The 13,235-nt window shown below is 60.2% G+C and carries 13 protein-coding genes and 1 pseudogene; 4 read left to right on the forward strand and 10 right to left on the reverse strand.

Translation table 11 applies throughout. From position 1 onward, the window contains the following. Nucleotides 1-57: 57 nt before the first annotated feature. The 4 genes from ABIN98_RS09440 to ABIN98_RS09455 form a co-directional block, all read right to left on the reverse strand. Nucleotides 58-915 carry a cysteine hydrolase gene (locus tag ABIN98_RS09440; protein ID WP_346909448.1) on the reverse strand — a complete coding sequence of 286 codons (858 nt, stop codon included), beginning with the start codon at nt 913-915 and terminating at the stop codon, nt 58-60. Nucleotides 916-1,098: 183 nt separating this feature from the next. Beyond that, entirely contained in the window at nt 1,099-1,959 is an 861-nt protein-coding gene (locus tag ABIN98_RS09445; protein WP_346909450.1) for a HAMP domain-containing sensor histidine kinase, read from the reverse strand. 76 nt (nt 1,960-2,035) lie between these two features. Further along, nucleotides 2,036-2,500: a nuclear transport factor 2 family protein gene (locus tag ABIN98_RS09450; protein WP_346909452.1), complete on the reverse strand. Its 465-nt coding sequence runs from the start codon at nt 2,498-2,500 to the stop codon at nt 2,036-2,038. 76 nt (nt 2,501-2,576) lie between these two features. After that, on the reverse strand, nt 2,577-3,125 hold the full coding sequence (locus ABIN98_RS09455) for a carboxymuconolactone decarboxylase family protein (RefSeq protein ID WP_346909453.1): 549 nt from the start codon (nt 3,123-3,125) through the stop codon (nt 2,577-2,579). Nucleotides 3,126-3,327: 202 nt separating this feature from the next. On the opposite strand from ABIN98_RS09455, the gene ABIN98_RS09460 reads away from it, so the two are divergent. From ABIN98_RS09460 to ABIN98_RS09475, 4 genes and pseudogenes are all read left to right on the forward strand, one after another. After that, the gene (locus tag ABIN98_RS09460) at nt 3,328-3,900 is read left to right on the forward strand and encodes a TetR/AcrR family transcriptional regulator (protein WP_346909455.1); all 573 of its coding nucleotides are present in this window, start codon (nt 3,328-3,330) and stop codon (nt 3,898-3,900) included. Nucleotides 3,901-4,792: 892 nt separating this feature from the next. Further along, on the forward strand, nt 4,793-6,403 hold the full coding sequence (locus ABIN98_RS09465; protein WP_346909456.1) for a hypothetical protein: 1,611 nt from the start codon (nt 4,793-4,795) through the stop codon (nt 6,401-6,403). Nucleotides 6,404-6,786: 383 nt separating this feature from the next. Continuing rightward, a pseudogene (locus ABIN98_RS09470) lies at nt 6,787-6,870 on the forward strand (TetR/AcrR family transcriptional regulator); the annotation flags it as partial. A 57-nt stretch (nt 6,871-6,927) separates the two neighbouring features. Further along, a complete protein-coding gene (locus ABIN98_RS09475; protein ID WP_394701475.1) occupies nt 6,928-7,317 on the forward strand; it encodes a TetR family transcriptional regulator C-terminal domain-containing protein in 390 nt (129 codons plus the stop codon). Nucleotides 7,318-7,381: 64 nt separating this feature from the next. Here ABIN98_RS09475 and ABIN98_RS09480 read toward each other — a convergent pair whose 3' ends face one another. The 6 genes from ABIN98_RS09480 to ABIN98_RS09505 form a co-directional block, all read right to left on the reverse strand. Continuing rightward, complete coding sequence (locus ABIN98_RS09480; RefSeq protein WP_346909458.1) at nt 7,382-8,647, reverse strand: hypothetical protein; 1,266 nt, start codon at nt 8,645-8,647, stop codon at nt 7,382-7,384. Then, nucleotides 8,644-10,170 carry a VWA domain-containing protein gene (locus ABIN98_RS09485; RefSeq protein ID WP_346909460.1) on the reverse strand — a complete coding sequence of 509 codons (1,527 nt, stop codon included), beginning with the start codon at nt 10,168-10,170 and terminating at the stop codon, nt 8,644-8,646. The genes ABIN98_RS09480 and ABIN98_RS09485 overlap by 4 nt, the downstream gene beginning before the upstream one ends. Then, nucleotides 10,167-11,150, reverse strand: a complete 984-nt coding sequence (locus ABIN98_RS09490; RefSeq protein ID WP_346909462.1) for a VWA domain-containing protein — start codon at nt 11,148-11,150, stop codon at nt 10,167-10,169. The genes ABIN98_RS09485 and ABIN98_RS09490 overlap by 4 nt, the downstream gene beginning before the upstream one ends. Continuing rightward, entirely contained in the window at nt 11,147-11,623 is a 477-nt protein-coding gene (locus tag ABIN98_RS09495; protein ID WP_346909464.1) for a DUF4381 domain-containing protein, read from the reverse strand. The genes ABIN98_RS09490 and ABIN98_RS09495 overlap by 4 nt, the downstream gene beginning before the upstream one ends. After that, nucleotides 11,620-12,606, reverse strand: coding sequence for a DUF58 domain-containing protein (locus tag ABIN98_RS09500; RefSeq protein ID WP_346909466.1), 987 nt, complete (start codon nt 12,604-12,606; stop codon nt 11,620-11,622). Before ABIN98_RS09500 ends, ABIN98_RS09495 begins: the two co-directional genes overlap by 4 nt. 14 nt (nt 12,607-12,620) lie before the next feature. Beyond that, a partial coding sequence (locus ABIN98_RS09505) for a MoxR family ATPase (protein ID WP_346909468.1) occupies nt 12,621-13,235 on the reverse strand: 615 nt, incomplete at its 5' end.

Consider the following 13,235-nt stretch of genomic DNA (forward strand, 5'->3'; position numbering starts at 1 on the left):
GTGTTGTCCTTTGTCTGCTGTGGAATAGAAGTTTCAAGAAGGATGTTGTGAGGATTGTCAGGCGGAACGGGCGATGCGCTCGACGGCTTCGTCGGTCCACCAAACGCCATTGGCCACCATGCGGAAGTTGATGATCGCGGCGAGGTAGCCGTCGCCTTCCGGCACCTTCGCGCCCGCGGTCGCGTCACGGACGACCGCGACTTCGTAGCCGAGCTCGAGAAGGTCATAGAGGTGGGCCTGGGTGCACAGATTGGCGGACATGCCGGCAAGGATCACCTTGTCGATGCCGCGCTTGCGCATCTGCAGGTTCAGGTCGTTCTGAGCCGGGCTGTAGACCTTGTGCGGCGAACAGACGATGGTTTCGCCGTCCTCGATGTATTTCTTGTACTGCGGCATCCAGTCGGCGCCGGAGCCTTCGAAATTGTCCAGGGACAGCGGGCTGAGCCGGTCGAACATGCCGATCGAATGCATGGTCTTTTCCAGGGTGCCCTCGAACTGCCATTTGTGGTCGTGCGGGTAGTAGTAGTGCGGCGAAATGAAAACGGGCATGCCGGCGGCTTTCGCGGCCTTGAACAGCCGTTCGATGTTGTCGACCGTTCCCTGTTCGGTGACGCTTTCGCCAACGACACCCCAGGTGACACCATCTTCGGAGAGGAAGTCGATCTGCGGATCGGTGACGACGAGCGCGGTGCGGCCCGGCTCGATGGTCATGTCGATCTGGGGAAGACCCGGCTTGTCCGGATCGGCGTAAAGGGCGCGGGCTTCCTCGGTGGCGGCGGTTGCCGGTCCGGTCGCCAGGGCTGCGGCACCGGCCGCAGCGGCAGCGCCAGCACCTGCGAGCAGGCGACGGCGTGCGAGATCCACGGTTTCCTGCGTGATCCCGCAGCTGCAGTCGTTGTCGTGTTCATGGTCCATGCGAGTACTCCTTTTCAGTGGGTTGGACAGCGCGCTCCCGTTTTCGGCGCTGCCGGGTCGGCGGTTTGAAAGCCGGGGCTAAGACACAGCCCACCCGTTCCCGGCCTTGCAGCCGCGGCAGGTTCGGATTCCGATCCGCGTTCCTTGGGGGACGGCGCCGCAGGGCGGTGCCGAAATCTGTTGTCAGTCGGCCGCGAAAGGTCGCGCCGTGGCGCGCTTGCCGACCGCAGGCAGCCAGAGCGTCAGTTCCGCGCCGGTGCGGTCCAGTCGGTTGCGCGCCTCGATCCGTCCGCCGTGTCGCTCGGCGATGAGCCGTGTGATCCAGAGGCCGAGTCCGTTAGAGCGCTCGCCGTTTTTGGCTTTTGCGCTCAGACGCGTGAATGGGCGGAAGGCCCGCAGCAAGTCGGATGCCCTGAAGCCCGGGCCTTCGTCGCTGATCCTGACGGCAATGCGGCCGTCCTCCGCAGGACCGGTTTCGCACGTGATCATCCCGCCTTCTCGCGTGTGCTTGACGGCGTTACCGATCAGGTTGTCGAACGCTTCGAAAAGCAGTTCCTGATCGCCCAGAACGGTTACGTCGTCGAAGGCGTGGCAGCGGAACCGGATCGCTTTCTGCCGCGCATTGGGCTGGTTGACGGCGAAGGCGAGTTCAAGCACCTCCACCAGATTGACGGGTGCAGGCTCGCACGACAGTGGATCCCGCCCATCACGGGCCCGGACCAGCAGAGCGCTCAGCATCTTTGAGAGTTGGCCGATGATCAGGTCGGCCTTGTCGGCATTGCGTTCGATGCGTTCGCGCGAACCGTCCGGTGCATTCCTCGAGATGTCCTCGACGATGAGGGACAGGTTGGCCAAAGGTCCTTTGAGATCATGCGCCACGATCGACAGTGCATTCTGGAAGGCGTCCGCGTTCCGCACTTCGGTGCCCGGGTCGTCCAGTTCCGGGTATTCCAGCTCGGGGTATTCCAGTTCTGGGCCGAACATTCCAAGTGTCGCGAAATCAGCGGGTTCAATGCTTTGGTGGCTGTACGGTTCGGTATGCATGATCTTGTCCTTTTCCTTGGTCGCCGGTGTTGTCAGACCCAGACTTCGGCGACTGGCCCCCCTGTGAGGACCGTTGTCACAATCCGAGGTCGGTGAGCCCGGGATGGTCTTGCGGGCGGGGGCCGAGCGGCCATTTGAACAGCCGGTCTTCCTCGGCGATTGGCATGTCGTTGATGGAGGCGATGCGGCGGCGCATCAGCCCGTCCGCGTCGAATTCCCAATTTTCGTTTCCGAAGGAACGGAACCAGGAGCCGCTGTCGTCGTGCCATTCGTAGGCGAAGCGGACCGCGATCCGATTGTCCGCGAAGGTCCACAGTTCCTTGATCAGCCGGTACTCCAGTTCCCGATCCCATTTGCGGGTCAGGAAGGCGGTGATTTCGTCGCGGCCGGTCACGAATTCGGAGCGGTTCCGCCACTGGCTTTCGGGCGTGTAGGCCAGGGCGACGGCTTCGGGAGAGCGGCTGTTCCAGGCATCTTCGGCCTTGCGAACCTTCACCGCGGCAGTTTCCCGATCAAAGGGAGGAAGAGGGGGGCGGGTCATGGGGGTATTCCTTTATGAGTAGAAGACGGCGCCGCGGTCCGGTTAAGGGGCAGAGGGCCGCGGCGCCTTCTCAGGCTCAGGCGGCCTGGCTTTTGACGACCGGGAAGTCGATCGGCGTGTCGAATGCTTCGTTGAGGTAGTTGGTCAGCGTGTTAAGCGCGACATGGGCGACGATCTCGACGATTTCCGCTTCGCTGTAGCCGGCCATTTTCACGGCCGAGACATCGGCTTCACTCACCCGGCCGCGTTCACGCACCAGCTTCACGGCAAAGCGGACGGCGGCGTCGGCGCGGGGGTCGGTTGAAGTGCCCTGGCGGTTGGCGGCGATTTCGGCGTCGCTGAGCTTCGCCAGGTTCTTTGCCAGATAGCTATGCGCGGACAGGCAATAATCGCAGCCGTTGATCTCAGCGACTGCGAGCGCGATCCGCTCCCGCGTCTGCGGGTTCAAGGTGCCGGACGCCAGGGCGCCGTTCAGACCGAGATAGCCTTCAAGGGCGGCCGGGCTGTTGGCGGTGAGCCGGAACAGGTTGGGAACGGAGCCGAGCAGGTTCTTCACGCCTTCAAGCAACGGCTGGGAGGCTGCCGGGGCGGCTTCGATAGAGGCTGGGAGTTGAATGCGGGACATAGGCTTTCTCCTTTGGGAAAGGTGTGGGTGTTTCGTACTGTCGAGAAAGCATATACAGACAGGTCTGTCTATTTGCAATGCGATTGGTGATAACGAATTCGTGATATTGAAAAGCGCTGTCGAACTTTCTAAGTTTCAGATATATAGACAGGTCTGTCTTTAAGAAGGAGAAGCTGAAGTGGCCTCACGTCGGGATGACCTCGTGGAAACTGCCCTAAGGCTGTTTTATACGAGTGGTTTCAACGCTACAGGCATCGACAAGATCCTTGCCGAGGCCGGCGTCGCGAAAATGACGCTCTACAAGCACTTCCGTTCGAAAGAAGAGCTGATCCTCGCGGTGCTCAATCGTCGCGATGAGCAGTTCCGCAACTGGTTGATGGGCGAAATGGAAAAGGCATCGTCCGATCCGCGGGAGCGGTTGCTGGCGATGTTCGATGCACTGGAAAGCTGGTTCCGGGGCCAGGCCTTCAAGGGCCTCGGGTTTAATGGCTGCGCCTTCATCAACGCTTCGAGCGAGTTCGGGGATCCGCAGCATCCCGCGCACCGCACCGCGGCCGAGCACAAACAGCGGATCGTCGATTATCTGGAACGCCTGTGCCGCGAAGCCGGGGCCGCCGATCCTCATGAGCTTGCCGAAAGGCTTGCCCTTCTCAAGGAAGGCGCGATTGTTACCGCCCATGTCCGCGGCATGCCGGAGGCGGCGCGCACTGCAAAGGGGATCGCCGCGGAGCTGATCTCTGCGAAAACCGCTCCGGCGTCCGTTCCGTCCGCGTAGGTCCCGGCTCGGACTCTGTAGCCTCCTCCCAAAGCGACACCAATTCAGGAACCTGCCACGGTCACGGTGCGAAAACCGGCGCTGCGGCCGTCTTGGCAGCTCTTCTCACTAGGCCGCCGCCAGTCAAAGACGAAAGGAACTCGAAAATGCTTGGAGGATCGCCTTCGTTGGCTATAACCTTGCGGAAGACCGGCCAATTGGGAATTCCGGATTAGAAAAGGGATTGATTTTTATTAGTGATTGACCGGTGCTGATTTATTAAATGACTAGCGTGTCGCTTATTCTTTTAATTAAATGGAGTTATATTTGATGGATAATTATATTAAATATATTTCTATATAATTATTTTTTGCAAGTAGTTTTTCTCAATCTCAGGCAAAGGCCTCCGAGGGCAATTCTAAGTTAAAATCGATCGATGAATACCTGGATATAATAGAAAAGGCGATATCCGCATCGGATGATAAAATTGCACCTGTCCGCTCTCATAAATAAATCGACCAAAGCACATTCAGTGTGAATGCTGCGGTCATAGATAAAGTTCCGGTTTATCATTCGCGACTGAAGTAAATGGTTTCAGATATGATGGCCCAGTCATCAACATAATTGCGACGTGTGGCGGTAATGGCCAAATTAATATTTCCGCGCTAATTGTCCATTTTGACTACCTCCCTTTGAATTTGAATGATGGTGCAGCCTATAGCATCACGTTTAAAACAGATGGTGACGCGCGAGAACTCGTTTTGCCGGTCAAATTAGCGAAGCAGTTTCCAAGCGATCCTGACATGGCATGGTTTAGCGGTTCAGTCAGCGCCAGTGATGTGTTCTAGTGCGACGAAACCAAATCGTAAGATGGTGCCGGCACTGGCGCTCGAGTAGTTGTGAGCTAAGAATTATGCGGAAATCGACCCGTCGACCAACTTTGTTTGCGTTTGCCTGCGCTGTATCGATGCTGATGTCTTCATTTGTATCCGCAGCGAATAATGATGTTCTGGACCTTTACAGGAGCGTTAAACCAACTGCGGAAAGAAAAATAATTTTGTCGGATGCTTCGTTAATTTCCAAAGAGAAAGAAGATATTTGGCGCGAAAAACAGAAAGCTAAAGAGCGCTGGCGTTTAGAAATGAAACAGAAAATGGATCAACGGCGCAAAACGAATTCGGGGCGCTTCATGCCCAAGATGGTGTCTCCGGATTCCTTTGCGACAGTCAAAGTTATTCCGGATCCTGGATTGCTTAGTAAGCATGAGCAGCAAAATCTTGCAAAGATGGAGGATTCGCGGAATAAAATTGCAGATTTGCTCGAGGAAGCAAGGGAAACGATAGCTGAGTTCCGGATGTTTTCCAATTCAACGCGTCTAACTCAACCTATTCTGGACATAGAGGTTTCTTTTCAAAAACTGAACGAAAAACAAAAGCTTGCCCGCTCTGAGTTTGAAAAGTGGCTGCCGCAAGCAAATGCGCTCCGCTCAGAACTCAAATCTAATCCAGTAGGTAATGATGAGCGCCTTAACAGGCTTCTGAGTTTGAGTAAGAAATCGGGGGTGAAGCTTGAGGATGAGTACTATCACCGGCAAAATGCCCGAAATACCATTGAAGCGGAGGATTGGTGCGGCCTTGAGGGAAATGGGGATCGGTGCAAATTGGATTTTACTGAAGACGGCCAATTCGAAGGGTATCGTCCGAATATAAATGGCCAATTGGCAGCGGCACAGGCGAGAGTTGAATCAAGCATAGTGATTCTAACTGATGACCTTCGAGAGGAATATTTGAAACTATTATTTCAGCTTGACCGTAAACACTCCAAATTGATTTTTGAAGTGACGCAGAACAACAAAAAAATCGAACATGCTAAGCGTCAGGAACGGGAGGCTGCTAAGCAGCAAGAAGAAGAGCGCTTGCGCGAAGCCCGTAAGCGCAAGGAAGAGGAACTTGCTGTTATTGAACGTGAGAGAGCCCGGGCTGAGCGCAAAAAGCAGCAAGCGGTGAGAAATGCAGCGCTCAAACGCGAATACGACAGGCAGACAGAGTTGGTCGCTACTTTGGATCTTTCAGCATTCAATCAGCAAGATGTCGAGGCGTTCCGTCTATTCCATAAGGGCGACGATGAGGAACTCGGCCGGTATTACAACTGGTCGCGGGAGAGAGCGGATATCTTCATATCACGCTATGCGATTGACTACGCGAAAATGTGCGGCTTTGAGAATGAGGTTGTCTCCGAGTTTTTGCCCGGAACGACTAAATATGATCAGTTTGTGTTCGGTCCGTTGAGCGGGATGAATGATTATACTACGGCTAGGAAAAGTCCCGATCGAGTGCGCAAGTTTTATGTGCCACGGGGATTCAAGCAGCTCATCCTGAAAACTCAGATAGGTTATAATTTCGGCCCCAGCTTCACAGGGCTCATTAAGGCGGTCGGTAACTGTGAAAGCGGGAACCCGGAAAGAATTCTGGAGAACATGAGGGAATTCATGAATTCCGAGAAGCCGTTTTTATCTCGAAAATAAAATTGTCTCGGAATACTTGATAATAAAAATCACTTATTTCATTTGTATATGCATTTTTAAACCAGTTGGATTGACGTTTTGATGAGTAAAAATTTATAAATTTCTCTTTTCGAAGTAAAATTCCCAGAATTTATACATTTTCTCATCAGTATTCCTGGATTCGGATGCGCGCAATTGGCAAATATTTTCCTCTCATTTGTTAATGTCTCAGTTCGAAACTCAGCCTCATTGACAGGGTATAGAGGTGGCTCGGGTTGTCTGAACCGCTAAGGACGTTTCGCTAAGTGGATTTCCGCCTCGATTATGTTGCCACCTTCATTGGCGCCAGAGCGTTGAAGTTGGCGTGATCCGGTGTTTGCCGATCAAGGGATGATGGTTTCAACGCCACAGGCATCGACAAGATTCTGGCCGCGTCAGGCGTAGCGAAAATGACGCTCTACAAGCACTTCCGCTCGAAAGAAGAGCTGATCCTCGCGGTGCTCAATCGTCGCGATGAGCAGTTCCGCAACTGGTTGATGGGCGAAATGGAAAAGGCATCGTCCGATCCGCGGGAGCGGTTGCTGGCGATGTTCGATGCACTGGAAAGCTGGTTCCGGGGCCAGGCCTTCAAGGGCCTCGGGTTTAATGGCTGCGCCTTCATCAACGCTTCGAGCGAGTTCGGGGATCCGCAGCATCCCGCGCACCGCACCGCGGCCGAGCACAAACAGCGGATCGTCGATTATCTGGAACGCCTGTGCCGCGAAGCCGGGGCCGCCGATCCTCATGAGCTTGCCGAAAGGCTTGCCCTTCTCAAGGAAGGCGCGATTGTTACCGCCCATGTCCGCGGCATGCCGGAGGCGGCGCGTACCGCAAAGGGGATCGCCGCAGAGCTGATCTCTGCGCAAACCGCTTCGGCGTCCGATCCGTCCGCGTAGTTCGTTTCCGGCTTGGACAAGGAGGCAGGGGCGGATGATCCCGGCCATGAGCTGAGGTCGTTGGTCAAGGGTTGAGCGCGGGCAGCCTTGTGTGGCCGGCGGTGCCGTGCGGATGGTTGGCTGCATGGCGAACGGCTTCCGCCAGAGACCGCCAGTCCCGGGCTTCGGTTTCCGGACCGGCGCCACCGTAACGCCGGGCGCTGATCGGGCGCAGTGCGTTGAGGACGGTCTGCCGATCCGTATCCATTGTCACGGGAGACCGGTCGGCCCAGGTCTGTAGAGCCGCCACGGTGGCGGGGTAGTCATGGGCCGCGATGGCCTTCAGGGCGGCCTTGCGGGCGAAAGCCTTGCTGGCCCTGTGGCGTTTCCGCCGGGCGCGGAACGCGCGGACAAACACTGGGGCGGCCAGAAAAAAGACCAGCGCCAGACCCGCCAGAGCGGCAGCACCCAGGAGCCAGAACACCGGTTTGTCGGACGGAACGAGATCCCGTGCGGCGGCGGGAGCACCGGTCGCCGAAATTGCGACCGGATCAAGCAATGCCGTCTCGATGGTATTCGATCCGATGTTGTACCAGCGCAGCGCGAGACCCGGCAGTGTGCCGGTGCCGTTCCCCTGGACCATAAGCGTCAGGGTTTCCCGGCGCGATCCGGAAATAACGCCGCGATCCTCGCTTTCCTCCAGCACCGGCTGGTCCGAATAGGCCGCAAAGCCGGGGATCTGCGGCGGATCCATCAGCTGGGGCAGCATCATCGGCGCGGCGCCGGTGATCTTCGCCGTGACCGTGCGCCGTATGCTGTCTCCCGGCTTCAGGTCCGTGACCGGCTCGGAGAGGTCCTGCGTGAGGGTTAGTCCCTTTGCCGCGATGAAGGGCGACAGGCCTTCCGCGCCATCTGGCACGACGCCTTCGATTTCAAGCACGGGGAGTGCTGCGGTGGTCGTGACGGTCTTGGACGTGTTGTCCGGATCGGCGTAAGTCACAGCGACCGCACCTTTCGGCAGGGGGAACCGTCCGGGCGCCATCGGCGAGATCAGATAACGCCGGGTGACTCCGGGCCATTCGGTGCCGTCGACCCGTCGGCTTGTCGGCGAGGTGGCCCGCTCCGGCAGGCGTACGCGCACATTAGGCGCATCGAGCGGAGGGAAGACAACCGGGGAGGGCATCCAGGTCGGCACCAGGACCGTGATCCGCAGGGTCAGGAACTGACCGGGGATGGTCTGATTTTTCTCGAATTCGACGTCGACGACGGGTGCTGTCTGCGCGACGGCAGCGGGCACCGCCGTCAAGAGCAGCAGAAAGGCAAATAGTGCCGTGCGCAGCGGACCCGTCATTGCTGCGCCGCCTCTATTGCAAAGCGCTGGCGCAGAAAGTCGCCTGTGCGCGTGTCTACGAACTGCATCCACTGGTCCGCGGTCAGGAGACCGCCATCGGTGTCGTCGCTGATCTGTGTTTCAGCCCCGCGCCGGGCTTCGTTGTCATAGACGATGTCGTCGGCGCCGATGCCCCGGTCTTCGCCGGTATCCGACTGTTCCCGTGCCGTTTCGACGAAATCGAGGATCTGCCGGGCGGTACGGAGGTTTTCAGCGGCGCCGGGGAAGTTCGGATCCAGCTTCAGGGTTTCCTCGAAGGCGGCAATGCCGTCGCGATAGCCGCGGCTGCGCATGTGGGCCATGCCCTTCGCGAAGACCGCTTCGGGTGTCTCCAGGCGGTCAAAGGTCTGCGCGGCCGCCTCGTATTGTCCGTCCCTGTATTGCGCGCGGCCCTTCCACATCGGATCGGTGAAGAGGTCCGCGGCCTTTTTGAAGTTCTTTTCCCGATAGGCCAGCCAGCCCTGCTGGTCGGGCGTCAGGAACCAGTCGGCGACGCTGGCCTGCGCCGGGGCCGGCGTGTCCATCATCAGTCCGACCGCGAGAACCAGGACCGACCAGCGCATGGTCCAGCCACGGCGGAACCAGAGCAGGGTCAATAGCGCCGTGGGCCAGGCCAGCACCCAGCCCCTGTCGTCCCAGGGCTGGGTGCCGGTCTCGTTGAGCGCGCGCCGGAAGTCGGTATTGAGCGACCGGTCGAGCGCGCGAATGTCGGTATCGTCGGGCGCAACGCGAACCTTGAATGCGTCGAGGCCGTCGATTCCGGGATCGGAAGCGCCGTCCGGGAGCATCTCCAGCAGGCCGAATACTACGCCATCGGCGGCCGCCGTGTTCAGGGTGGTCAGGTCCGCAGTGTCGATGGCGTCGGCCACGAACAGCATCGCGCCGCCGCTCCGTCCCGTTTCTCCTGTTGCCAGGATACCGGCGGCCAGATCCAGCGCCGCGCCGGCATTGGCGCCCTCCTGGGGCATGATTTCAGGTGCAAGACCTTCCAGATAGGGTTGCATCACGTTCGGGTCGCTGGTCATCGGCACGACCGAATGGGCTGTTCCAGCATAGGCGACTAGGGCGGTTCTGGCCCCGGCCCTTAGGGCGAGCAGGTCGAGGATCTTTTGCTTCGCGCGGTCCAGGCGTGTCGGTGCCACATCGTTGGCGGTCATGGACGGGGTCACCTTCAGAACGACCACCAGCGGTGCGGTCTGTGCGACGAAGGGATCGGGCTGGCGTGACCATGTGGGGCCGGCCGCCCCCAGAACGGCCAGTGTGATCGCGACAGCTACGCCGTCGATCGGCAGCAGGCGTCGCCGGTTGTGCTGCCCGACCGTCAGGGCATCGCGCAGGTGCGGTGCGATCCCCGCCAGATCAGGGCCGGTCCTGGTCGCCTGGCGGCGGAGCAGATACCAGACGATGGCGACGGCCGGCAGGAGCGCCAGCCACAGGGGCCGGATGAAATGCAGTTCCGACAGAATGAACTCCAGTTCGCTCATGCCGGCCTCCTGCGCCGGGCCGGGAAGCCGAGAACCAGCAGCCCGCCAAGCGCGGTGATCGCGGCGGCTGCCAGCGGCAGATGCGCCAGGCTCGTTTTCGGACGGTAGGAGAGCGTCTGCGTTTCCCTGGGCGTGAGATCGTCGATCCGGTCGTAAACTTCCGTCAGGCCGGCCTGATCATCGGCAAAGAAGAACGCGCCACCGGTGCGCTGCGCGATCTCTCTCAGCGTCGGCAGATCCACCCGGTTTTCGCCCGATCCTTCGGGATCGCCGACAGCCACGGTGTAGATCCGGATGTCTTTGCTAGCGGCAATCTCGGCCGCGTTGATCGGGCTCATGCGGCTGCCGGTATCGGCGCCGTCGGAAAGTAGGATCATGAGGCGCTGGTCGATGTCACTGGCCTCGAAAGTGCGGATGGACAGGCCGATGGCATCGCCGAGCGCTGTATGCGGACCGGCCATGCCGACCTCGGTCTGGCCGAGTAGTGTTGTGATGGTTTCAAGGTCTTCCGTAAGCGGCGCCTGTACATAGGCCTTGGTGCCGAACACGATCAGGGCCATGCGGTCGCCTTCACGGCCGGTCACAAAGCTGTCGACGACGTCGCGAACGGCGGCGAGCCTCTGTTTCGGTTCGCCGTCCGGCGTGCGGAAGTCGCGGGTGTCCATCGAGCCGGATATGTCGATGGCAAGCACCACGTCGCGTGCCGACCGGGTTTCCTCGACAGCGTCGCCGATCCGTTCGGGGCGGGCGAGCGCCAGGCAGAGCAGGCACCAGACCAGTGCGGCGATAATCATCTGCAGACGCGAGCGGGAGAGCACCACGGCGCCCGGTCCCGGGGTGGTGCCGGCAGTCTCCGCGATACGGCGGAAGAACGGAAATCGGAGCGCAGGGACCTGTTCCCGGTGCGGCGGCAGGAGCCGGAAAACCAGAAACGGAAGCGGCAGAGCCAGAAGCGCCCAGGGAAAGGTCAGGCTGATCAAGGTCCGGCCTCCCGTCGGTGGGAGCGGATCCATTGTTCCGCGCATGCCTTCATATCCGAGCCGGGGGACGTGTCGCGATATGGCGCGCGGATCAGATTTCGGCCTGACTCGCCTTCAAAGTGGCTGGCGCCCCCCGCCCTGTTGAGGAAAGCGAGCCAGCGCTCGCCTGTCAGTCCGGCAACGTCCCGGCGCGGATAGGCGGCGAGCGCGGTACGGCGCAGGATACGGGCGATGGCGGCAGGGTCTTCCGGACTTCGTCTCAGTTCGGCAAGCGCTTCCCGCCTGTAGGCGTTGGCCCGGTACTGCCGAACCAGGTGTACCGTCAGAATAATAGCTGCAATGGCGAGGAGCGCGGCCAGCGCCGTCCATCCCCATGTTTGCGGCGCCATGGAAACCGGTGGCGGGTCGCCCGGCTCTACCAGTCTGTCGAGGAGGTCGACGAGATTGAGCGGATCCGGTGCGGTATCGGTCATCGGCGTCCTCCCGCCAGGCCCAGGAGCCGGGTCATCTGGCGGACGCTGTCCTCGCCGGACGACAGAGGCAGCACCGGAAAGCCGTAGGGCCGCTGCCAATCGAGGATTTCCGCAAGACGCCCCTTTGCCATGTCGCTCAGCCGATCGTGAACCGTCCTGTCGCCCATGTCGATCTCGGCCTGCAGGCTTCCGTCCGAAACGACGATGCGCACTCCAGTGGGCAGCGTCTCCGTATAAGGATCGGAAACAAGCCCGAGCACCAGATCGTTGTGTTTCGAAAGACCCGCGATGTGGCGGTGGGTTGTCGCATCGATCTCGTCGAAATCGCTGAAGACGAGGATCAGGTGATCGCGCCGGGCAATGCGGGCGACCGCCTGCAGCACGCGGTTCAGCGGCATGGGGTCGACCGGCGGGGCATCGGCGCGCAACAGTCCGTTGGCATCGCTCAGGGCGGTCAGGAAGGAATTGAGTGCTACGCGGCTGCGCTGCGGGCGGATTTCGGCAACGGCCCGATCGCCGAAAACGATGCCGCCGACCCGGTCGCCCTGGTCGAAGATGCGGAACGCGGCAAGGGCGGCGCATTCGGCCGCTGTCACCGACTTCATGTTCCGCTGCGACCCGAAGAACATGGACATGCGCTGGTCGACCACAATGAGGGCCGGACGGTCCCGCTCTTCGGTGAAGACACGTACGTGGGGCTCTCCGGTGCGGGCGGTTACCTTCCAGTCGATGGAGCGGATGTCATCAGAGGGCAAATAGGTGCGCAACTCCTCGAAATTCAGGCCCCGGCCGCGCAGCCGGGACGCATGCCGACCGTTGAGGATGCTGCGCGCCGGCTGGCGTGGCAGGAAGGTCATGCCGCGGGCCTTGCCCTCAAGCGACAGCAAATGGGCCCGGTCGATGCGCACGCGCGGGTCCGGCTCGCCCTGGCTGGGCGGGCGTCCGGTCAGTCCCGTGCGAATGCGTGCAGCCCTGTCGCGCATGGACTTCTGCCTCCCTAGGGCAATGCGACCTGGGCGGTCAGTTCCGCGACCACATGGTCGGGGCCGATGCCCTCTCCCTGAGCCTCGAATGTCAGGCCGAGCCGGTGACGCAGGACATCCGGCACGATGGCGCGAACATCCTCCGGGTCGACATAGTCCCGTCCGGCAAGCCACGCATGGGTCCGGCCGCATTTGTCCAGGGCGAGGGATGCGCGCGGAGATGCGCCGATCTCGATCCAGCGTTTGAGGTCGTCGCCGTACCCGTCCGGAAAGCGGGTGGCGTTGACCAGGTCCGCCATGTAGCGCTCCATGGCCTCGGAGACGTGGATGGCGCCGATTTCCCGCCTTGCTTCGAAGACCGCCTGCTGCGGGATCGGCGCGTTGCCGGGTGCCTCGGAGGTGGCGTTGGCGTTACCGACATCCGGGGGCGGCTCAAGTGCGGCGATCTCCTCGCCGCGCACGAGGCGGATGACCTCGACTTCGTCCTCCACCGGCGGGTAGGTGATCAGGACGTGCATCAGGAACCGGTCCATCTGCGCTTCCGGCAGCGGATAAGTGCCTTCCTGCTCCACCGGGTTCTGGGTCGCCATGACCATGAACAGCGGCTCCATCTTGTGGGTCTTGCCGCC

Origin of the sequence: uncultured Roseibium sp., assembly GCF_963675095.2 — a bacterium.
Classification (GTDB): Bacteria; Pseudomonadota; Alphaproteobacteria; order Rhizobiales; family Stappiaceae; genus Roseibium.